We start from the raw sequence: 20,304 nt of genomic DNA on the forward strand, positions 1-20,304 counted from the left end.
CCGATTTTCGGGGAGGTGCTCAAAGTTTATCTGATGTATCACCCTAGGTCATGTTGACAAATGGCGGAGCCAGAGCCTGATGCAGGCGACGTCGACGAAGCCAAGGAAGCTTTCGGCGGTTTTGTCGTAGCGGGTTGCAAGGCGGCGGCTATTTTTCAGCTTGTTGAAGCAGCGCTCGACCATGTTGCGCAGGGTGTAGATGGTCATGTCGACAGCCTTGCGCACCCTTCGGTTCCTTCGCATCGGTATCATGGGCAGGGCGTTGCGGCTCTCGATGTCTTCCCGAATTTTATCAGAGTCATAGCCCCTGTCGGCGACCAGAACTGCTGGTTGCGGCAGGTTGTCGGCCATCACCATATCATAGCCGGTGTAGTCGGAATCCTGCCCCGGCGTGATCTCGGTCCTCATCGGGAGGCCTGCGCCGTTGACGCGGAGATGGATCTTGGTCGAGAAGCCGCCTCTCGAACGGCCAAGAGCCTCTTTCGGAGTCCCCCTTTTGCGCCCGCCGCATGATGATGGGCGCGGATCACAGTGCTATCAACCATCTGGAGCTTGTCTGGCGCGATCCCAGCGTGGTTCAGCGCATCCAGGATATCCTCCCACAGTCCCGCCAAAGTCCAGCGGCGGAACTGACGGTAGACCGAGGACCACTTGCCAAACTCTTCGGGCAGATCGCGCCATGGCGCACCAGTCCTTGCGATCCAGAATATACCATTCAGAACAAGACGATGGTCCGCAGGTTTCCGCCCGTTAGGGTGCCGGACGGCACGAATGAAGCCCTCGAAGAAGGTCCACTCATCGTCGGATATCAGGTTGCGTGCCAAGTTCATCTCCCACGTAGAGATGAGCTTGAATCATAGGACGACTGCCAGAGGAATCCCTTTTGTCAACACGACCTACGGGAAGATCCTCGCCCCGAGGGCATGATGCTGGCGATGCTGGTCGAGGCGTAGCTACTCGGCAGGGTGATGTTTCGGCCGGTCCAGCTTGCGCTCTTCGCGGCGCAGCACAAGGATACCGACGCCAGCGACAGCCAGGGCGACGACCGGGACGATGAACTCGAAGAACGTCATTCCTTCACCTCCTTGCGTATCCTGCCTATAATGTAGTGGGAAACGCCATGAATTGCGAGTCCCGTTGCACCCCACCATAGCGTGGACAGGCTAGCGTTGCTCAGGCTTTCCGTCAGCGGGCGCAGGACGGCGAACCCGATCAGCCCGAGGGCGGTCGCGTTCAGGAAGTTGGCGAACAGCTTCACGCGCTCGTTGTAGGCGGTCAGAGGGTCACGGATCGTGTGCATGGGTCAGTCTGTGAGGTGGATCTGTGATAGGCGAGGCTTAATCCGGCTATTGCAGCGCAATTCCAGAGGTCTTGCGCCCTAAGGCCAGCAAGCGCGCGACATTATGCTTTTCACGAATCGCTTTCGCCTTGGCTCGGTCTTCCTTTGTTGCTCGGACGCGGGGCGGCCCGGCGTAGTCCCGATTGTAACAAAGCAGCCATTCGCTTTCCTCGCGCGAAAGACCGACAAGGATTTCGTTGCCGTCGCGGTCTAGGTCAAGAGCATGGAAAGCGGCTTTCGCCTCGCGCTCGTCATCAGATATTGGAAGGGGGTTCCTCATTCGTCATCCTCACCAAACTGGATTTTTCGGGCACGAGACAGGGCAACGATATCCTCAACCAATTTAAGGCGGATGGTATGTGCAACTCGGCTTGCAAGTTGGTCGATGTCAGAGAGACTTCGGATGCGCAGATTATCGAAATTCCTGTCTTCGAACTCTTTCCTTCGAGCTTCACTGGCTTCTAATTTTTCAGATCGTTCTGGATTTTTCGCGTAGAATTCAACGATTTTTCGGTCCCGGTCGGCGCGGTCGAGCGCGTCCGTGATTGCTTGAACAACTTCGGCATTCATGGATCGTCCCGAGTGTTCTGCTGCTTCCTTTATACGTTCACGCAAGCCGTCAGGAAGCCTGACGACGAACTGATCTGATCCGCGCCCTGCCTTCGGTGCCATCTGCCATCCTCTTTTTGGTAGCACTGTGCGATTTCTTGTTGACATGCAAGCGTCGCACCGTGCTATCATATAGCACGGTGTTACTGAGAGGGGACATGACCCAGATGAAGCAACTGCCGATCCGCTTCCCCGTCGATGTCAAGGCGTGGCTGGCGGAACAGGCCCGGCTGAACGGCAGCAGCCAGAACAGTGAAGTGATCCGAGCCGTCCGCGAGCGGATGGAACGGCAGGAAGCATAGGAGGCAGGACCATGCAGATTACGTATCCCGAAGGCGTTCTCGACCGGCTGACGCTGTTCGCAGAATGGACCGGCACCACGCCGCCCAAGCGGCTCTTGAATGGCGAGGGCGAGGACCGGACCTTCACCGATGAGCTGCTGGTCTATTGCGATCAGAACGGCTTGAGCCTCGACTGGCTGTGGCTGGCCGACGAAAAGTCGCTGGTCATGCAGGCGTTCCATGCTGCCAGGGAGCGCGCCCACTGATGAAGCGCCCCGTCGTCAAAGGCGACCGTCCGCCGATGTTCCTTTCGAAAGCAGACCTGGCGGCGGAATTGTCCGCCAGCGTCTCGACCGTCGACGAATGGACGCGGCAGGGCATCTTGCCCGCGCCGCGCCGCTACACCGCCGGGGCGGTTCGGTATTACTGGCCCGAGGTCGTCGACAAGCTCGCCCCGCCGCAGGCGCCGACGGACCCGTTCAAGGAGGCGCTGGGCCGTGTCACCTAAGATCGAGCTGCCACGCGGCGTTCATCGGGTGAAAGCGCGAGGCCGAGATTACTTCTACTTTCAGCCGGGCAGGGGAACCCCGAACGCTGGTGCCCGGATCCGCCTTCCCGACGATCCCCGATCCCCCGAATTCTGGACCGCCGTTCGCCAGCTGGAAGGCATCGCCGAGCGGACGGACACCATCGGCGCCCTGATCGACGCTTACATCGCCTCTTGGCCATCGGCACGAAAGAAGATCACCCCGGCCACGCAGTCGCAGTATCGCCGCTATCTGCAAGTCGTGCGCGAGCTATGGGGCAACCTGCCAGCCGAAGACCTGCGCCCTGCCCATGTCGAAGAACTCATGGTCAAGATCGGCGCCACGAAGCACGGCAGGGCGAACAACATCCTCTATGCCCTTCGCAGCATGTGCTCATGGGCGCGCGGTCCTGTCGGGCTGCTGCATTCCGATCCCGTCCACGGCGTGAAGACCTTCGAGTCGAAAGGCGGGCACGAACCTTGGACCGATGACCAGTTGGTCTTTGCGGAAAAGAACCTGACCGGGATGCTGCGCCGGGCTTTCTTCCTAGCCCGCTACACCGGCCAACGCGCCAGCGACATCATTCGTATGGGCTGGACCGATGTCGACGGCGACACCATCAGCCTGCGCCAGAAGAAGACCGGAGTCCGCCCGGTTTGCCCGATCTTCCCCGAACTCGAAGCGGAAATGGCGACGTGGGAAAAGCGGCCGGGGCCGTTCCTGCTGCAAGACAGCGGCAAGAACATCGGCAAGCCGGTCAGCGCGAATCAGTTGTGGAAGGTCTTCGACGACTACCGCGACAAGCACGAAGAACTCGACGGCGTCGTCTGGCACGGGCTCAGGGCGAACGCTGTCATCCGTCTGCGGCGCGCCGGATACACCGGACAGCAGATCAGCGACACTATCGGAATGTCGGTCGAAATGGTCGAGCGTTACAGCCGCCATCAAGACCGCGTGGCAGCGGCCCAGACCGTTCTCAGCACATACCGGGAACGGAAACTGTAAAACCGTTGCAAAACTGGAAACCCATTAGGCAGGGAAAACAGATGCTTACGAAGGCAGGAATAAAGTGCAGGATTCTGTTGCCAGGCTCCTGCGGGCCCCGCCTTACGCTGCTAGGCGGAAGGGCTTGAGTTTCGGTTACCCGAGCTGCTTACGCAGCCAGAGCCACCGGAGCACGGTTGTCGTTGGCAACTGTACATTTTGCACCGATGACGGTGGTAGCTCACCGAGACAAAGCAAACAGCTTTAGACGTTCGTCGATCCTGTTTCGACCCCATGTGCCCCCAACGAGGGAATCTGGTGGAGTCGCCGGGTACCGCCCCCGGGTCCGATCCGCTTATTACCTGCGCGTTTATGTCCATAGTCCGGGCGAACCCGGACCCGACGAATATAGGCGCCCGCACTTCCGCGCGCAAGAGAGGGGAACGCCGTTCCCCTCTTGCCCCGCTGGCGCGGGTCAATTCACCCCATGGGGTATTTCTCCAACAGAGAAGGCCCGGGCGCGGCGGCTCGGGCCTTCTTTGTTTTTCAAATACCCATGCGACCGCGCCGATCACCCGGTGCCGGTCGGGTTCGGGGCGTCAGAAGCCGGCCTTGATCTTTTCGAACTCCTGCAGCTGGCGCTCGCGTTGCTGCGGGTCGTTCGGGGTCTGGGCCAGGATCGGCGCGTCGATGGGCGAGAGGCCCTCCTTCACCGCCGGCTCGTCCTTGATCGTGTCCATCGCCACGGTCGAGGTATGGCCGTAGCCGATGGTGTCCAGCAGGCCCTTGGCCGCCGGGGGCGCGAGCCAGGCGTTGATGAAATCATAGGCCTTGTCTTCGCTGCCCGGGCCGTTCTTCAGGTTGATGAAGCCGCAGAAGAAGGTCGAGCTGCCCTCCTTGGGCGCGCGCTGGAAGCCGACCGGGAAGCCGTCCTTTTCCAGAAGCACCACGCCGTCGTTCCAGGACCAGGCCACGTCCACCGCGCCCGAGGCCATCAGCTGCGCCTGCTCGGCCGGGTCGGCCCAATAGGCGGCGACGTTCTGATGCGCCTGGCGCAGCCAGTCGGCGGCGGCCTTGAACTGCTCGTCCGTGACCTTGGTCCAGTCGGTGGTGCCGGTCGCCAGATAGGCCAGCGCCCAGACGTCGTCCGCCGAATCGGGCAAGGACACCCGGCCCTGGTATTTCGGGTCGATGAAGACGTTCAGGCTGGCCACGTCCTCGGCCGGCACGGTGTCCTTGTTATAGGCGATGGCGGTGGCGCCCCAGTCGGTCGGGATATACCAGACGCCGCTGTCGTCCTTGAAGATCGGCGAATCGAGGAATTTCGGGTCGAGCGTTTCGAAGGCCGGGATCTTCGCGGTGTCCCAGGGTTCGATCAGCCCGGCGTCGCGGTATTTCGACACCATCTGCGAGCAGGGATGCGCCACGTCCGCCTTGAAGCCCGAGGCGAGCTTCTGATAGGCCTCGTCGTCGTCGCCATAGAAGGCGAAGGTCGGGCTGTCGCCGTTCTTGTCGATATAGCCCTGGAAGATCACCGGCTCCTCGAAGCCGGCCCAGTCGAAGACCGTCAATTCGGGATCGGCGGCATGGGCGGCGGTGCCGGCGAGGATCAGCGCAAGGGCAGAGGAACGCAGGAGTTTCATCGGGGGCCTTTCGGATGGGTGGCGGATGGCCCTGACGCTAGCCGGCCCGCGGCCACCTCGCAAGCCTTGCCCGGTGGCCGAGCCCGGCCGTCCTCGCGAAACCGGCGCCCTACCAGCGCCCCGAGGCGCCGCCGCCGCGCGACGCGCCGCCGCCGAAGCCGCTGCTGCCGGGGCGGCTGGCGCGGAAGGCCGGGTTGCGTTCCTGGCGCAGCAATTCGCCGGCCGGGCCGTAGAAGCTGCGCGTACCCAGCGGCGCCAGCCGGGTTTCGCTCCAGCCGCAATGCGGGCAGCGCCGCGTCACCGCCTGGTCCGAGACCAGGGTGCTGCCGTCGGGCTGTGGCTGGCTGTTCGGGGCGCGGGTCGTTTCCAGCCCGCGCCGGCGGCATTGCGGGCAGCGGTTGCGTTGCCACAGCCGCCAGCCCATGCCGGCCAGGATCAGGGTCCAGGCCCCGCCGAACAGGACCGGGAACAGCCGCGCGAGCCCGCTGCGGCGCGGGGCCTCGATGCCGCGGCCCTGGGCCTGGGGCAGGGCGATCTGCTCGATCACCGCCAGCGTGCCCTCGCGGATGCCCTGCGACATGCGGCCGTCGCGAAAGGCGGGCAGCATGGTGCCGCGCATGATGTCCTGGGCCAGGATGTCGGCATCGCCGGGATAGCCGGCGCCAAGCGCGATGCGCGCCGCGCGGTCCCGGGCCAGCACCAGCAGCATGAAGCCGTCGTTGCGGTCCGCCCGGCCGACGCCCCACCGGTTGAAGAGCCGGGTGGCGAAATCCTCGAGCCCGGCGCCGTGGCTGCTGTCCAGCGTGACCACCGTGCCCTGCACGCCGGTCCGGCGGTCGAGGTCCGACAGCGCCCGGTCCAGCGCCTTTGCATCGGCGGGCGTCAGCAGCGCGGCGAAGTCGTTGACCGTGGTGCTGGCGGGCGCGGGCAGGTCCTGCGCTTGCGCCTGCAGCGCCAGCCCCAGCCCCAGGACCAGCAGCACGGCCGCCAGCCGCCGCATCATGGTTCCAGGATCTCCGGCCCGCCGGTGATCTTCGGATCCGGGTTGCCGATCACCGCATCGTCGCGGCCGGTGAAGTCCACCGCGCGCAGGATGGCCTGGATCGCCGCGATCCGCGCCCGGCGCTTGTCGTCCGAGCGGATCACCGTCCAGGGCGCGATGCCGGAATGGCTGCGCCGCAGCGTGTCGCGGATCGCGTCGGTATAGTCGTCCCATTTCGCCAGCCCGTCCACGTCGATCGAGCTGAGCTTCCATTGCTTCAGCGGATCCTTCTCGCGGTCGAGGAAGCGCTTCAGCTGCTCGGCACGGCCGACGTTCAGCCACAGCTTGACCAGGATCACCCCGTCATCGACCAGCATGCTTTCAAAGGACGGCAGCTGGCGGAAGAAGGTCTCGCGCTGCGCCTCGGTGCAGAAGCCGAAGACCTTTTCCACCACGCCGCGGTTGTACCAGCTGCGGTCGAACAGCGCGATCTCGCCCGCCGCCGGCAGCCAGTCGACATAGCGCTGGAAATACCATTCCCCGGCCTCGCGCTCGCTGGGCTTGGGCAGGGCGGCGATATAGGCCGAGCGCGGGTTCAGGTTCTCGCGCACCCGCTCGATGGTGCCGCCCTTGCCGGCGGCGTCGCGGCCTTCGAACAGCACCACCATGCGCTTGCCGGTATGGATCACGTCGCGCATCAGCCGCACCAGTTGCAGTTGCAACCCTTGCATCTGCGCGTCGTATTCCTTGCCCTTCATCTCGTCGCGATAGGGAAAGGAGGCGTCCAGGATCTCGTCGCCACTCGCGTCACGGATCGCCTCGCGCACCGCCTCGGGCGCGTCCTTGTCCAGATAGCGCGAGATGGCGCCGACGAAGGGCAGGTCGGGGCGGGTCGCGGCCAGCGCCTTCTCGTCGGATTTCTTCGCCATTCACCGCTCTCCGATGCGCGAGATGTCGTACCAGGTGGTCTGGTAGATCTCGTTGATCCAGTTACCGTAGAGCAGATGGGCGTGGCTGCGCCAGCGGTTCGTCGGTGCCTGCGCGGGGTCGTCGTCGGGATAATAGTTCACCGGCACGTTGATCGGCTTTCCCGCCGCCACGTCGCGGTCGTATTCGTCCTTGAGCGTGGTGCTGTCATATTCGAAATGGTTGAAGACATAGAGCGCGCGATGGCCCGGATCCTCCAGCAGGCAGGGCCCGACCTGGTCCGAGGCGATCAGCGTGTTCAGCCCCGGGCAGGCGTCCACCTCGGGCTGGCGCACCTCGGTCCAGCGGCTGACCGGCACCAGCACGTCGTCGGAAAAGCCGCGCAGATAGGGGCTGGAGGGCGCCAGGTTCTGGTGGCGGAAGCAGCCGAAGGCCTTGCGCTCCAGCATGTGCTTCTTCAGCCCGTGGAAATACCAGGCCATCGCCATGCCGCCCCAGCAGACGCCGAAGGTCGAATGCACATGCGTCCGGGTCCATTCGAAGACCCGGGTCAGCTCGTCCCAATAGGTCACCGCCTCGAAGGGCAGGTGCTCGATCGGGGCGCCGGTGATGATGAGCCCGTCGAACTTCTCGCCCGTGGCCGCGACGTCGCAGAAGCGGCGATAGAAGCTCTCCATGTGATCGGCGGCGGTGTTGCGGCTTTCATGGTCCGACATGCGGATCAGCTGGAAGTCGATCTGCAGGGGCGTCGCGCCGATCAGCCGGGCGAACTGGTTCTCGGTCTGGATCTTCTTCGGCATCAGGTTCAGAAGCCCGATGCGCAGCGGCCGGATGTCCTGGGTCGCCGCACGACCCGGCGACATGACCATGACGCCTTCGTTCGACAGGATGTCAAAGGCGGGCAGGTCATTCGGTAGGGTGATGGGCATCATGCTTCCTTTCGTTCGATGGCCCGGCCGATCAGCGCGATCAGCTCGTCCGGGCTGCGGACCTCGGCCACTTCCTCGGCCAGGAGCGTCAGGCCGCGCCGGGCCATGGCCTCGTAGCGCGGCTGGCGATGGGCCAGGGCGCGGGCATAGGTCCAGCGGATGAAGTCGTCGGGATTGACCTCGTCCTCGGCCAGGCCCTTTTCCACGCGATAGTCGGTCCAGGCCCGGTCCAGGAAATCCGGCTGGTAATACATCGGCTTCGGCGCGCGGTCGAAGCGGCGCACCAGCTCCTCGGTATGCGCGGCCGAGCCCTTGATCCAGACCAGGGCCAGGTCGCGTTCCAGCGCGTCCAGCACCGGGTCGGTCTCGGCGAAGGGATCGACCACCTCGCAGACCGAGCCGCCGGAATCGCAGACGAAATTCCCCAGGTTGTAGATCTCTTGCGCGCGGCGGATGAAATGGCTGGTGTCCAAGAGCGCCGCGATCTCGGCCATGCGGTGCTGGCCCTGGCGACGCATGTATTCCGGGAACTCCAGCCCGCCGCGCGTCACGCTGCCGGGCTTGCCGAGATAGGTGGACAGCGGCGCCAGGTTTTCAAAGGTGATGTTGCTGGCGATATAGACCGAATCCGACAAGAGCAGCTCGCGCAGGAACGGCACCTTCATCGCCTCGCGCTTGAAGTTGTCGGCGATCAGCTCGCCCATGTAGCGCGTGCCGATGCGGTAATCGACCGAGTAGTGGAACCACTCGCCCGAGCCGCGCAGCATCGAGGCGAGATAGGTCTTGCCGAGGCCCGACATGCCGAAGAACAGCACGCGCTTTCTGGGCGCGGCCAGCCATTCGGCCTTGGTCTTGTAAAGCATGGGCGCTCCTTCCTGCCGGGCCCATCCGTCGGGCAGGGGATAGTTAATCCCGCGCCGGCGCATAGAAAAGGCCCCAGAATCCCGCAGCCTCGGCAAAAAATCCGCAACCGCCCCTTGCGCCGGGGCCGCGAGCCCCCAAGTCCTGCGGGCGGACCGGGCCCCTCTGACGACCGAAAGTCGTGATGTCGGACCGCATCGAGCCTGCTCGATGCCAGCCCGGAACCCACCGTCCCGCCCGTGCGCCTGGCATCCAGCACCCAAACTGGAGCCTGACCCGTGGAACCCTTCCATCTCACCCTCTTTCTCGGCACGCCGATCTGGCTGTGGCTGGTCTTCGTCGGCCTGGTCGCCTGCTGCTGGCCTTCGACCTCGGCGTGCTCAACCGCGGCGACAAGGAGATCGGCGTCGCCGAAAGCCTGAAGCTGTCGAGCTTCTACATCACGCTGGGCGTGCTCTTCGGCGGCTTCGTCTGGTATCAGCTGGGCAGCAATGCCGCCGCGGAATACATGACCGCCTTCGTGGTCGAAAAGACCCTGGCCATGGACAATGTCTTCGTCATCGCGCTGATCTTCGCCACGCTGTCGATCCCGCGCCGCTATCAGCATCGCGTGCTGTTCTGGGGCATCCTGGGCGTGATCGTGCTGCGCGGCATCATGATCGGCGTCGGCGCCACGCTGGTCGCGCAATACGGCTGGATCCTCTATGTCTTCGCCGGCTTCCTGATCCTGACCGGCATCAAGATGCTGTTCGTGGGCGACAAGGAGCATGACATGGGCGCGAACCCGGTCCTGCGCTTCCTGCGCCGCCGCATGCCGCTGACCGAAGGGCTGCACGGCCATGCCTTCGTGGTGCGCCAACCCGACCCCAGGACCGGCCGTCTGCGCCGCTTCGCCACGCCGCTCTTGCTGGCGCTGGTGATGATCGAGATCGCCGACGTGATCTTCGCCGTCGATTCGGTGCCGGCGGTCTTTGCCATCACCACCGCCCCCTATATCGTCTATACCTCGAACATCTTCGCCATCCTGGGCCTGCGGGCGCTGTTCTTCGCGCTGGCGGCGATCATCCACCGCTTCGAATATCTCAAGCAGGCGCTGGCGGTGCTGTTGATCTTCATCGGCGCCAAGGTGTTCGTCGCCGACCTGATGGGGCTGGCGAAATTCCCGCCCGCGGTCTCGCTGGGCATCACCTTCGCCATCCTCGGCGCCGGTGTCGGCTGGTCGCTGTGGCGCACCCGCAGGGCGGGGCCGCAGGACGTGACGCCGGGCTGATCCGCATCCCCGGTGAAAAGGCCCGGCCCTGCGCCGGGCCTTTTTCATGCGCGGTTTTCCGAAACTCCGTCTTTGCGCAGGGCGGGAATCCGTGCAGCATTGCCCTGCCACACCATGGACGGAGGCAGCGGATGGACACGGGACTTCTTGTCGCAAGGCTGTTTCTGGGCCTGCCCTTCATCGTCTGGGGCTATCAGAAACTCAGGGGCGGCGAGGCCAAGATCGCGCCGCTGATCGCCGCCCTCGGCGTGCCGGATGCCACGGCACTGGCCTATCTGGTCGGGCTGTGCGAGCTGCTGGGCGGGCTGGCCGTCCTGCTTGGCTATCCGGTGCGGACGGTGGGCGTGCTGCTGGGCCTGTGGTGCCTGCTCACCGGCTATCTCGAGCATCGCGGCAACCCGACCGAGCTGATGAAGAACGTCACCATGGCCGGCGGCTTCTTCGCGCTGGCTGCGACGGGCGCCGGCGGCCTTGCCCTGTTCGGCGGCGCGCCGGGCGGGCTCCTGGGCTGGCTGCGCTAGCGCCGGCCCGGCGACCTCGGACAGTGACGTTCACGGCATGTTAACCAATCCGCTGTAGCGCGCCCGGGCCAATCGCGCTATGATTCGCCCCAGACCCGGAAAACGGGCGACGTAAACGAGGCAGTGACGGCGGTAACCCATGACCGAGATGGTCTTTGGCACCACGCCCGTGCGGGCTGGTGATCCGATTCTTCCCCGCTGGTGGCGCACCCTGGACCGGTGGTCCCTGGCCTGCGTGCTGGGGCTTTTCGCGGTGGGGCTTCTTCTGGGGCTGGCGGCCTCGGTGCCGCTGGCCGAAAAGAACGGCCTGCCGCAATTCTATTACGTGACCCGGCAGGCGGTGTTCGGCACCATGGCGCTGGCGGCGATGCTGGTGATCTCGACCTTCTCGCCGCGCATGGTGCGCCGCATCGGCGTCCTGGGCTTCCTGGCCGCGCTGGTGGTGCTGATGGCGCTGCCCTTCGTCGGCACCGATTTCGGCAAGGGCGCGGTGCGCTGGCTGCGCCTGCCCGGCGGCATGTCGGTGCAGCCCTCGGAATTCCTGAAGCCCTGCTTCATCGCCATCTGCGCCTGGTTCATGGCGGCCAACCAAGAGGTCGGCGGGCCGCCCGGCAAGCTGTTCTCGTTCGGGCTGGCGGTGGTGGTGGTGTTGCTGCTGGCGCTGCAACCCGACTTCGGCCAGGCCTCGCTGGTGCTGTTTTCCTGGTGCGTGATGTATTTCATCGCCGGCGCGCCGCTTTACCTGCTGGGCAGCGTGATGGGGCTGGCGGCGCTGGGCGGCTTCTTCGCCTATGGCGCGTCCGAGCATTTCGCCCGCCGCATCAACGGCTTCCTTGCCGCCGAGGTCGATCCGCGCACCCAGCTCGGCTATGCCTGGAACGCGATCCAGGAGGGCGGCTTCTTCGGCGTCGGCGTCGGCGAGGGCTCGGTCAAATGGTCGCTGCCGGATGCCCATACCGATTTCATCATCGCCGTCGCCGCCGAGGAATACGGGCTGATCCTGGTCCTGATCATCATCGCGCTTTACGCCACCATCGTCATCCGCTCGCTGCTACGCTTGCAGGACGAACGCGACCCGTTCGCGCGCATCGGCGGCACCGGGCTGGCCTGCGCCTTCGGCGTGCAGGCGCTGATCAACATGGGCGTGGCGGTGCGGCTTCTGCCGGCCAAGGGCATGACGCTGCCCTTCGTCAGCTACGGCGGCTCGTCGGTGATCGCCTCGGGCATCGCCATGGGCATGCTGCTGGCCCTGACCCGCTCGCGCCCGCAGGGCCGCATCGGCGACGTGCTGGGGCGGGGCCGGGGATGAGCGCGGCTCCGCTTTGCCTGATCGCCGCCGGCGGGACCGGCGGCCATATGTTTCCGGCGCAATCGCTGGCCGAGGTGCTGCTGGCGCGCGGCTGGCGGGTGACGCTGTCCACCGACGAGCGCGGCGCCCGCTATGCCGGCGCCTTCCCGGCCGCGGTGGCGCGCGAGGTCGTCAGCTCCGCCACCACCGCGCGGGGCGGGGCGCTGGCCAGGCTCGCCGTGCCCTTCCGCATCGGCGCGGGCGTGCTGACCGCGATGCGCCGCTTTCGCGCCGACCGCCCGGCGGTGGTGGTGGGCTTCGGCGGCTATCCGACCATACCCGCCATGGCGGCGGCGCTGGCGCTGGGCATCCCGCGCATGATCCACGAACAGAACGGCGTCATGGGCCGGGTCAACATGGCCTTCGCCCGCCGGGTAAGCCGCGTCGCCTGCGGCACCTGGCCCACGCGCCTGCCCGAGGGGGTCGAGGGCATCCACACCGGCAACCCGGTGCGCCAGGCCGTGCTGGACCAGGCCGCGGCAGCCTATGTCCCGCCGGGCGAGACCGGCCCGCTGCATTTGCTGGTCATCGGCGGCAGCCAGGGCGCCCGCGTGCTGTCGGAGGTGGTGCCCGAAGCCGTGGCCAGCCTGCCCGAGGACATGCGCCCCCGCCTGGCCGTCAGCCACCAGGCGCGGGCCGAGGACGCCGAGCGCGTCACCGCCGCCTATCGGGCGGCCGGCATCGCCGCCACCGTGCGGCCCTTCTTCGACGACGTGCCGGCGCGGCTGGCGCAGGCGCAGCTGGTGGTCAGCCGGGCCGGGGCCTCGTCCATCGCCGACATCACCGTGATCGGCCGCCCGGCCGTGCTGATCCCCTATGCCGCCGCCACCGCCGACCACCAGACCGCCAACGCCCGTGCCCTTGCGGAATCCGGCGCGGCGGTGCTTCTGCCCGAATCCGTGCTTGACGCCGCAAGCCTCGCGCGCGACATGCGGGACATCCTTTCCGACAGCGCCCGCGCCACCCGAATGGCAGCTGCCGCGCTCGAGCTCGCCCGCCCCGATGCGGCGCAGCGCCTTGCAGATCTAGTAACGGACCTATCCCGATGAACGCAGCGACCAAACTTCCGGGCGAACTGGGCCCCATCCACTTCATCGGCATCGGCGGCATCGGCATGTCGGGCATCGCCGAGGTGCTGATGACGCTGGGCTATGCCGTGCAGGGTTCGGACGCGAAACGCTCGAAGATCACCGACCGGCTCGAAAAGCTCGGCGCCACCGTCTTCGAGGGCCAGCGCGCGGAAAACATCGGCGAGGCCGGCGTGGTCGTGATCTCGACCGCGATCAAGAAGGGCAACCCCGAGCTCGAGGAAGCCCGCCGCCGCGGCCTGCCCATCGTGCGCCGGGCCGAGATGCTGGCGGAACTCATGCGCCTGCGCTCGAATGTCGCCGTGGCCGGCACGCATGGCAAGACCACCACCACCACCATGGTCGCGACGCTGCTGGACGCCGGCGGCTTCGACCCGACCGTCATCAACGGCGGCGTCATCCACGCCTATGGCTCCAACGCCCGCGCCGGCGCCGGCGAATGGATGGTCGTCGAGGCCGACGAATCCGACGGCAGCTTCAACCGCCTGCCCGCGACCATCGCCATCGTGACCAATATCGACCCCGAGCATATGGAGCACTGGGGCAGCTTCGACGCGCTGCGCAAGGGCTTCCAGGATTTCGTCTCGAACATCCCCTTCTACGGCCTCGCCGTCTGCTGCACCGACCACCCCGAGGTGCAGGCGCTGGTCGGCCGCACCACCGACCGCCGCGTGGTCACCTTCGGCTTCAACGCCCAGGCCGACATCCGCGCGACGAACTTGCGCTATGAAAACGGCATCGCGCATTTCGACATCGCGCTGCAAGGCGAGGAGGACGCCCCGGTCATCGCGGATTGCACCCTGCCGATGCCGGGCGACCACAACGTCTCGAACGCGCTGGCAGCCGTCGCGGTCGCCCGCCATCTCGGCATGAAGCGCGCCCAGATCCGCGAGGCGCTGGCCAAGTTCGGCGGCGTCGGCCGCCGCTTCACCCGCGTGGGCGAGGTGAACGGCGTCACCATCATCGACGACTACGGCCACCACCCGGTCGAGATCGCCGCCGTGCTGAAAGCCGCCCGCCAGGCCACCAAGGGCCGGGTCATCGCCGTGCACCAGCCGCATCGCTACACCCGGCTCTCGAGCCTGTTCGACGATTTCTGCACCTGCTTCAACGAGGCCGACGTGGTCGCCATCGCCGAGGTCTATTCCGCCGGCGAGGAACCCATTCCCGGCGCCTCGCGCGACGACCTGGTCGCCGGGCTCATCGCCCACGGCCACCGCCATGCCCGCGCCGTGATGGACGAGGGCGACCTGGAGCGGCTGGTCCGCGAACAGGCCCGCCCCGGCGACATGGTGGTCTGCCTCGGCGCCGGCACCATCTCGACCTGGGCCAACAACCTGCCCGAGCGGCTGCTGGGGCAGGCCGCATGATGCTGCTGGCCGGCCACCCGTTCGTCGCGGCGTCCTGCGCGGTCCTGTGGGGCGTGCTGGCCTGCCTGCTGCCCTTCGTGCGGCTGCGCTGGCGCCATGCCGCGCTGTGGACGCTGGTGCTGTGCGGCGTGCCGGTGCTGGGCTGGCTGACCTATCTCTGCGGCCCGGGCTTCGGCGTGCTGTTCCTGTCGCTGGGCCTGTCGCTGCTGGTCTGGCCCCCGTTCGAGACCCGCCGCCGCCGCGCGCTGGCGCAACGCGGACTGCGCTAAGCCGCGACGGCGCGCTACAGCGGCCTCACCTCATACACCAGCCCGTTCGCGCCGGCGTCGCGGCTTTTGCGCACCGACAGCAGCATGCGTTCGGTGGTGCCGTTGCTGATGCTGACATCGCCGGTGCAGCTGATCGCGTCCTTGCCGTGGCTTTGCGGCAGGACATTGCTGATCTCGACGATCCGGAAACTGCCGCCAAAGACGTTCTGCAGCGATTCCCCGCGCACCATGGCGACCACCTTCTCGCAGTCATAGGCGGCAATGTCGGTCTCGACCTTCAGGCCGCGCAGGACTCCGTCCAGGAACTGCCGGCCGGAATCGGTGACGAAAAGCCACAGCAACAGCGCCGCAAGAATGAATTTCCCCACCCGTCCACCTCTTGATCCACAATGAACATGCCAGCGCAGCCTTGCGGCCGAAGGATCGCCGGAGCAAGCCAATCATCGGCGCAATTTTGGCGATCACGGGACGGGGAGGGCCCGGTTTGACGCCGGGCGCGGGTCTGGCTAAGCCTCGGGGCCTGAAGAACCCATATCAGGTGCGCCATGCTCGTCGTCTGGGCCATCGTTACTGCCGTGCTGGCGCTGACCGCCACCATCGGCCCCCTGCGCGCCGCCGCCCGCAGCTGGGTGCCGCTTGCGGCGCAGCTTGCGCTGGTGCTGGCCACGGCCCGCGCCTGCTACCTGATCGGCGAAAGCAAGACCGGCGGCATTCTCCCCGGCATCATCGGCAGGCTGCTGTGCATCCTGATGCTGTTCGCTGCCGGAGCGCTGGTGGCCGGCGCGGCTGCACGCTGGCTCTGGGACCTGCTGCACCCCGGCCCGGCCAAGGCGCCCCCCGCCGGGCATTGGGATGTCTGGCTGCTGGGGGCCGTCTCGGTGCTGGTGGTGGTGCTCAGCGCGATTGGGTGACGGCGCGCCCGCGCCATCCCCGCATCAGCCGTTCGGCACAAAGATCTCGACCCGGCGGTTCAGCTGCCGGCCGGCGGGATTGTCCTTGCCGTCGATCTCGTTCGGCGCGACCGGCTGGCCCTCGCCCAGCCCCTGCGCCGTCATGGCACTGCTGACGCCGCGCTGTCCAAGCGCCTGCTCGATGGTCTGCGCGCGCCGTTCCGACAGCGCCTGATTATAGTCGTCGCTGCCCTTGGCATCGGTATGACCGCGAATGTCCAGCCGCTTCGGTGCAATCTTCGCAAAGGCCGCCGACAGCGCGTCCACGGTGGCTGCGGCATCGGCGCGCAGGTCGGACTTGTCGAAATCGAACAGGATGCGATCGTCCAGCGTCACGACATAGCCGCAGGCCGCCGGCGGAATCCGCAGCGTGTTCAGCAGCGGGAACCGCCCGGCGGGCGGGACCGGCGCCAAGGGCTCTATCGCCACCTCATTTCCGCCGACCAGCCCGCGACCATTGCCTTCGTTGATGACCATGGGCGGTCCGCTCCAGGTGCCGCCGCCGTCGCCGTCGTTGACGACCTGTCCCAGCGGTCCGCCCCAGCTGCCGCTGCCACCGGCCTCGATCACGATCTGGCCCAGCTGGTCCGAGGACCAGGTGCCGCCGCCCATGCCGTCCAGCGTGATCTGGCCGATCGGCCCGCTGTAGCTGCCCGAGCCATCCGCCTCGACCGTGATCTGCACCGCCGGCGCCCCGTCCGAGGCGTCCCGGCTGATCGCGCCGGATCCGTCCTGTTCGACCACGACAGTGACGCCGCCGATCGTTGCCGTCCCGGCGCCGTCCGGGCCGACGACATAGCGGCCCTGATCGCCCAGATCGGCGGCGATCCCGCCTTCGTCCCGCACCACCATGCCCCCGCCAGTGGTAAAGGCGCCCGAGGCATCGCAATGCGCCGGCGCGACCCGCACGCCGTCGATCTGCGGCATCTCGCTGGCCAGCGCCGCCTCGAACTGCCGCTGCACCGGCTCGACGCCCAGCAGCTCGGGAATCACGATCATCGGGATCGGCGGGATCGTCACCGCCTCATCGGCCATGACCGCGCCGGCCGAGGCCGCAAGGCCCGACAGCAGCGCAAGGCTCAAGACCGCGCCACGGCGGCGCTGCGGGGTGGGGCGGGGAAAACGCATCATGCAAAATCGTCCTTGCTGGGTCCTGCCGGCGAAATGCGCCGGCCCGGCCGCAGCAAAACCCAGAGCAGCGGAAATGGAAAGCGGCCTCGGCAAGCCTTGGCCAAAGCGCGCCGGCCCGGCACCCTTCCTGCACCCCTGACGGTGCACGGCCTGTGTACGCCCGGTGTACGCCCCGTGTACGCCGGTCACAGCCAAAACCTCAGCATTTGCTGGCAAATCCACGCATGCGCCCCTCACGGCATCACCACGCGCAACGCGCGCCCGATTGACGCCCCGCGCAACGGTGATTAACCAGCCTGCCCATGACCCAGACGCTTCCCACGCCGCGCGGCGCCCTGACCCCGAACCGCCCGCTTGCCGACCTGACATGGCTGCGCGTCGGCGGCCCCGCCGACTGGCTGTTCCAGCCCGCCGACGAACAGGATCTGGCCGATTTCATGGCGGCGCTCGACCCATCGGTGCCGGTCTTCCCGATGGGCGTCGGCTCGAACCTGATCGTGCGCGACGGCGGCATCCGCGGCGTGGTGATCCGGCTGGGGCGCGGCTTCAACGCCATTGAAATCGCAGGGGAAACCGTCACCGCCGGCGCCGCCGCGCTGGATGCGCACGTCGCGCGCAAGGCGGCCGAGGCCGGGCGCGACCTGACCTTCCTGCGCACCATCCCCGGCAGCATCGGCGGCGCCGTGCGCATGAATGCCGGCTGCTACGGCAGCTATGTCGCCGACCACCTGGTCTCGGTCCGGGCCGTGGCGCGCGACGGCAGCATCCAGGATCTGCCCGCCGATGCGCTGAACCTCGCCTATCGCCACTCCAACCTGCCCGAGGGCTGGGTCGTGACCCGTGCCACCTTCCGCGCCGCCCCGGGCGAACCCGCTGAACTTGCTGCGAAAATGGACGACCAGCTGGCCCGCCGCGACGCCAGCCAGCCGACCCGCGACCGCTCGGCCGGCTCGACTTTCCGCAACCCGGCCGGCTTTTCCTCGACCGGCCGTGCCGACGATTCCCACGAACTGAAAGCCTGGAGCCTGATCGACGCCGCCGGCCTGCGCGGCCATCGGCTGGGTGGGGCGCAAATGTCTGAAAAGCATCCGAATTTCCTGCTGAACGCCGAAGGCGCCACGGCGGCCGAGCTGGAATCCCTGGGCGAGCTGGTCCGCGACAAGGTGCGCGAAAGCTCGGGGCACGAACTGCAATGGGAAGTCATCCGCGTGGGTGAGCCGTAACCCGCCGTTATCCCCGGAAATCTCGCCCCACAGGCGAAAAGGGACTTTTGCGATTCCGCGCAACCCGCTATCCTGCCGCGATAAACACCCGGACAAACCGGGAGAATGAGGCAAAATTGGCGGGCAGGTCGAGCAGGACAGCCCCGAAAGTCGTGGTCCTGATGGGCGGACCCTCGGCCGAGCGCGAGGTTTCCCTCTCGTCCGGGCGGGAATGCGCGAATGCGCTGCGGCAGGCGGGCTATGAAGTCGTCGAATTGGATGCGGGCAGGGATCTGCCCGCGCGTCTGGCCGAATGCGCGCCGGACGTGGTCTTCAACGCGCTGCACGGCCGTTGGGGCGAGGACGGCTGCGTCCAGGGCCTGATGGAATGGCTGGGGCTTCGCTATACCCATTCCGGCGTGCTGGCCTCGGCGCTGGCCATGGACAAGTCCCGGGCAAAGCAGGCTTTTCGCGAGGCGGGCATCCCCGTCGTCGAAAGCGTCATCGCCGATGCGGCCGAGGTGCGCAGCCGCCACGTCCTGCCGCCGCCCTATGTCGTCAAGCCGAATGACGAGGGCTCCTCGGTCGGGGTCTATATCGTCCACGAGGCCGCCAATGCCCCGCCGCAGCTCTCGGACCGGATGCCCGCGCGGGTCATGGTCGAGACCTATGCCCCCGGCCGCGAGTTGACCGTCGCCGTGCTGGGCGACCGGGCGCTTGGCGTGACCGAGATCGTCACCGAGGGCTGGTATGACTACGACGCGAAATACAAGCCCGGCGGCTCGCGCCATGTCATCCCGGCCCAAGTCCCGGCCGAGATCGACGCTGCCTGCCGCGACTTCGCGGTCCGGGCGCATCGGGCGCTGGGGTGCCGCGGCCTGTCGCGCAGCGATTTCCGCTGGGACGAATCGCGCGGGCTGGCCGGGCTCATCATCCTCGAGACCAATACCCAGCCGGGGATGACGCCGACCTCGCTGGCGCCGGAACAGGCGGCGCATGTCGGCATGGACTTCCCCGCGCTGTGCCGCTGGATCGTCGAGGAGGCGCTATGCAGGGGCTGAATTTCCATCGCGGCCAAGGGGATGGCGGAAGGCCGGCGCCGGTGCGCCACGCGCCGTCGCGCCCGGCGCCGTCGCAGCAGCCGCGCCCGGTGCGCAAGGATCCGGCGCCCTCGCGGCTGGCCTATCGGCTGAACCGGATGATGCTGCGCCCGCTGGTGCGGCGGCTGGTGCATGTCGGGCTGCCGGCCTTTCTGGCGGCGCTGGTGGCGGGGATCTGGCTGTCGGACGACACCCGCCGCGCCAACCTGACCGGCGGCATCGACGCCATCGTCGACAAGGTCCAGCACCGCGACGAATTCATGGTCCGCATGATGACCATCGAGGGCGCCTCGCCCGTGGTGGACAAGGGGCTGCGCGCCATGCTGCCCGTGGACCTGCCGGCCTCGAGCTTCGATCTGGACCTGGAAAAGCTGCGCGAGCGCGTGCTGAAGCTGGATGCCGTCGAGGCGGTGGACCTGCGCATCAAGCCCGGCGGCGTGCTGTCGGCCGTGGTGACCGAGCGGGTGCCGGCGGTGCTGTGGCGCCATGCCCGCGGCATCGAGCTGCTGGACAAGACCGGGCACCGCGTCGCCTCGGTCACCGCGCGCGAGGTGCGGGGCGACCTGCCGATCATCTCGGGCGAGGGCGCCGACCGCGCCGCGGCCGAGGCGCTGGCGCTGATCGACGCCGCCGGCCCGGTGCTGCCGCGGCTGCGCGGGCTCGAACGCATGGGCGAGCGGCGCTGGGACGTGGTGCTGGACCGCGGCCAGCGCATCAAGCTGCCCGAGAACGGCGCGTTGCAGGCGCTGGAACGCGCCATCGCCATCGACCGCGCCCAGCACATGCTGGACCGCGACATTGCGGTGGTGGACCTGCGCCAGCAGCAGCGGCCGGTGGTGCGGCTGGGGCTCGAGGCGCAGAACGCCATCCGCCACGCCCGCGGCCAGCCCGAGCTTGGCCCGGACGGCAAGCCGATCGCGGTCGAGGCGACGGAACGGAAATCTGCAAACGGCAAGAAGAAAAGCGGCTAACA

Annotated in this window: 25 protein-coding genes and 1 other RNA gene; 14 read left to right on the top strand and 12 right to left on the bottom strand. The window is 67.1% G+C overall.

What is annotated here, in order from left to right:
- Nucleotides 1–48 precede the first annotated feature (48 nt).
- The 4 genes from PARN5_RS23485 to PARN5_RS23490 form a co-directional block, all read right to left on the bottom strand.
- Nucleotides 49–830 (bottom strand): IS5 family transposase gene (locus PARN5_RS23485; protein ID WP_085999836.1). Its coding sequence is split into 2 segments (ribosomal slippage): nucleotides 49–488 and nucleotides 488–830, totalling 783 coding nucleotides; the frame shifts between segments, so codons are not numbered across the junction.
- Nucleotides 831–1,069: 239 nt separating this feature from the next.
- On the bottom strand, nucleotides 1,070–1,300 hold the full coding sequence (locus PARN5_RS0111690) for a hypothetical protein (RefSeq protein WP_017999956.1): 231 nt from the start codon (nucleotides 1,298–1,300) through the stop codon (nucleotides 1,070–1,072).
- A gap of 46 nt (nucleotides 1,301–1,346) precedes the next feature.
- Nucleotides 1,347–1,619 (bottom strand): hypothetical protein, encoded by a 273-nt coding sequence (locus PARN5_RS24210; protein ID WP_157403978.1) that lies wholly within the window; start codon nucleotides 1,617–1,619, stop codon nucleotides 1,347–1,349.
- Nucleotides 1,616–2,011 carry an Arc family DNA-binding protein gene (locus tag PARN5_RS23490; protein ID WP_017999957.1) on the bottom strand — a complete coding sequence of 132 codons (396 nt, stop codon included), beginning with the start codon at nucleotides 2,009–2,011 and terminating at the stop codon, nucleotides 1,616–1,618. Before PARN5_RS23490 ends, PARN5_RS24210 begins: the two co-directional genes overlap by 4 nt.
- Nucleotides 2,012–2,106: 95 nt before the next feature.
- On the opposite strand from PARN5_RS23490, the gene PARN5_RS0111700 reads away from it, so the two are divergent.
- The 4 genes from PARN5_RS0111700 to PARN5_RS0111715 are packed head-to-tail and all read left to right on the top strand — an operon-like array spanning nucleotide 2,107 to nucleotide 3,761.
- Nucleotides 2,107–2,250 (top strand): Arc family DNA-binding protein, encoded by a 144-nt coding sequence (locus tag PARN5_RS0111700; RefSeq protein ID WP_017999958.1) that lies wholly within the window; start codon nucleotides 2,107–2,109, stop codon nucleotides 2,248–2,250.
- 11 nt (nucleotides 2,251–2,261) lie between these two features.
- The gene (locus PARN5_RS0111705) at nucleotides 2,262–2,495 is read left to right on the top strand and encodes a hypothetical protein (RefSeq protein WP_017999959.1); all 234 of its coding nucleotides are present in this window, start codon (nucleotides 2,262–2,264) and stop codon (nucleotides 2,493–2,495) included.
- Nucleotides 2,495–2,737, top strand: coding sequence for a MerR family transcriptional regulator (locus tag PARN5_RS22030; protein ID WP_017999960.1), 243 nt, complete (start codon nucleotides 2,495–2,497; stop codon nucleotides 2,735–2,737). The genes PARN5_RS0111705 and PARN5_RS22030 overlap by 1 nt, the downstream gene beginning before the upstream one ends.
- Nucleotides 2,727–3,761 carry a tyrosine-type recombinase/integrase gene (locus PARN5_RS0111715; RefSeq protein ID WP_232419341.1) on the top strand — a complete coding sequence of 345 codons (1,035 nt, stop codon included), beginning with the start codon at nucleotides 2,727–2,729 and terminating at the stop codon, nucleotides 3,759–3,761. The genes PARN5_RS22030 and PARN5_RS0111715 overlap by 11 nt, the downstream gene beginning before the upstream one ends.
- 63 nt (nucleotides 3,762–3,824) lie before the next feature.
- On the opposite strand, the gene ssrA is transcribed toward PARN5_RS0111715, so the two are convergent.
- The 6 genes from ssrA to PARN5_RS0111740 form a co-directional block, all read right to left on the bottom strand.
- Nucleotides 3,825–4,178: a transfer-messenger RNA gene (gene ssrA / locus PARN5_RS23495) on the bottom strand.
- 161 nt (nucleotides 4,179–4,339) lie between these two features.
- Nucleotides 4,340–5,383 (bottom strand): extracellular solute-binding protein, encoded by a 1,044-nt coding sequence (locus PARN5_RS0111720; RefSeq protein ID WP_017999962.1) that lies wholly within the window; start codon nucleotides 5,381–5,383, stop codon nucleotides 4,340–4,342.
- A 109-nt stretch (nucleotides 5,384–5,492) separates the two neighbouring features.
- The gene (locus PARN5_RS0111725; RefSeq protein ID WP_017999963.1) at nucleotides 5,493–6,386 is read right to left on the bottom strand and encodes a TPM domain-containing protein; all 894 of its coding nucleotides are present in this window, start codon (nucleotides 6,384–6,386) and stop codon (nucleotides 5,493–5,495) included.
- A complete protein-coding gene (gene ppk2 / locus PARN5_RS0111730) occupies nucleotides 6,383–7,294 on the bottom strand; it encodes a polyphosphate kinase 2 (RefSeq protein WP_017999964.1) in 912 nt (303 codons plus the stop codon). The genes PARN5_RS0111725 and ppk2 overlap by 4 nt, the downstream gene beginning before the upstream one ends.
- Nucleotides 7,295–8,221: a homoserine O-succinyltransferase gene (gene metA / locus PARN5_RS0111735; RefSeq protein WP_026155368.1), complete on the bottom strand. Its 927-nt coding sequence runs from the start codon at nucleotides 8,219–8,221 to the stop codon at nucleotides 7,295–7,297. It abuts the gene before it with no gap.
- A complete protein-coding gene (locus tag PARN5_RS0111740; protein WP_017999966.1) occupies nucleotides 8,221–9,084 on the bottom strand; it encodes a hypothetical protein in 864 nt (287 codons plus the stop codon). The genes metA and PARN5_RS0111740 overlap by 1 nt, the downstream gene beginning before the upstream one ends.
- Before the next feature lie 323 nt (nucleotides 9,085–9,407).
- Between PARN5_RS0111740 and PARN5_RS22035 the strand changes: the two genes are divergently transcribed.
- From PARN5_RS22035 to PARN5_RS0111770, 6 genes are all read left to right on the top strand, one after another.
- The gene (locus PARN5_RS22035; protein WP_232419343.1) at nucleotides 9,408–10,352 is read left to right on the top strand and encodes a TerC family protein; all 945 of its coding nucleotides are present in this window, start codon (nucleotides 9,408–9,410) and stop codon (nucleotides 10,350–10,352) included.
- A 131-nt stretch (nucleotides 10,353–10,483) separates the two neighbouring features.
- Nucleotides 10,484–10,873, top strand: a complete 390-nt coding sequence (locus PARN5_RS0111750; protein WP_017999968.1) for a DoxX family protein — start codon at nucleotides 10,484–10,486, stop codon at nucleotides 10,871–10,873.
- Nucleotides 10,874–11,012: 139 nt separating this feature from the next.
- Entirely contained in the window at nucleotides 11,013–12,182 is a 1,170-nt protein-coding gene (locus PARN5_RS0111755) for a putative peptidoglycan glycosyltransferase FtsW (protein WP_017999969.1), read from the top strand.
- Nucleotides 12,179–13,270, top strand: coding sequence for an undecaprenyldiphospho-muramoylpentapeptide beta-N-acetylglucosaminyltransferase (murG, locus tag PARN5_RS0111760; RefSeq protein WP_017999970.1), 1,092 nt, complete (start codon nucleotides 12,179–12,181; stop codon nucleotides 13,268–13,270). Before PARN5_RS0111755 ends, murG begins: the two co-directional genes overlap by 4 nt.
- Nucleotides 13,267–14,679, top strand: a complete 1,413-nt coding sequence (gene murC, locus PARN5_RS0111765) for a UDP-N-acetylmuramate--L-alanine ligase (RefSeq protein ID WP_017999971.1) — start codon at nucleotides 13,267–13,269, stop codon at nucleotides 14,677–14,679. Before murG ends, murC begins: the two co-directional genes overlap by 4 nt.
- Nucleotides 14,676–14,948, top strand: a complete 273-nt coding sequence (locus tag PARN5_RS0111770; RefSeq protein WP_017999972.1) for a DUF2484 family protein — start codon at nucleotides 14,676–14,678, stop codon at nucleotides 14,946–14,948. Before murC ends, PARN5_RS0111770 begins: the two co-directional genes overlap by 4 nt.
- A gap of 14 nt (nucleotides 14,949–14,962) precedes the next feature.
- Here PARN5_RS0111770 and PARN5_RS0111775 read toward each other — a convergent pair whose 3' ends face one another.
- The gene (locus PARN5_RS0111775; protein WP_017999973.1) at nucleotides 14,963–15,316 is read right to left on the bottom strand and encodes a hypothetical protein; all 354 of its coding nucleotides are present in this window, start codon (nucleotides 15,314–15,316) and stop codon (nucleotides 14,963–14,965) included.
- Between the two features lie 177 nt (nucleotides 15,317–15,493).
- Here PARN5_RS0111775 and PARN5_RS0111780 point away from each other — a divergent pair, with 177 nt between their 5' ends.
- Nucleotides 15,494–15,859 (top strand): hypothetical protein, encoded by a 366-nt coding sequence (locus PARN5_RS0111780; RefSeq protein WP_017999974.1) that lies wholly within the window; start codon nucleotides 15,494–15,496, stop codon nucleotides 15,857–15,859.
- Nucleotides 15,860–15,883: 24 nt separating this feature from the next.
- Here the strand turns inward: PARN5_RS0111780 and PARN5_RS22040 are convergent, their stop codons facing one another.
- A complete protein-coding gene (locus tag PARN5_RS22040; RefSeq protein WP_017999975.1) occupies nucleotides 15,884–17,029 on the bottom strand; it encodes an OmpA family protein in 1,146 nt (381 codons plus the stop codon).
- 302 nt (nucleotides 17,030–17,331) lie between these two features.
- Between PARN5_RS22040 and murB the strand changes: the two genes are divergently transcribed.
- The 3 genes from murB to PARN5_RS0111800 all read left to right on the top strand — a co-directional run bounded on the left by murB (nucleotide 17,332) and on the right by PARN5_RS0111800 (nucleotide 20,302).
- Entirely contained in the window at nucleotides 17,332–18,252 is a 921-nt protein-coding gene (gene murB / locus PARN5_RS0111790; RefSeq protein ID WP_017999976.1) for a UDP-N-acetylmuramate dehydrogenase, read from the top strand.
- A 116-nt stretch (nucleotides 18,253–18,368) separates the two neighbouring features.
- A complete protein-coding gene (locus tag PARN5_RS0111795; RefSeq protein WP_026155369.1) occupies nucleotides 18,369–19,292 on the top strand; it encodes a D-alanine--D-alanine ligase in 924 nt (307 codons plus the stop codon).
- Complete coding sequence (locus tag PARN5_RS0111800) at nucleotides 19,280–20,302, top strand: cell division protein FtsQ/DivIB (RefSeq protein ID WP_017999978.1); 1,023 nt, start codon at nucleotides 19,280–19,282, stop codon at nucleotides 20,300–20,302. The genes PARN5_RS0111795 and PARN5_RS0111800 overlap by 13 nt, the downstream gene beginning before the upstream one ends.
- Nucleotides 20,303–20,304 lie beyond the last annotated feature (2 nt).

The sequence above is a fragment of the Paracoccus sp. N5 genome (assembly GCF_000371965.1).
Lineage (GTDB): Bacteria > Pseudomonadota > Alphaproteobacteria > Rhodobacterales > Rhodobacteraceae > Paracoccus.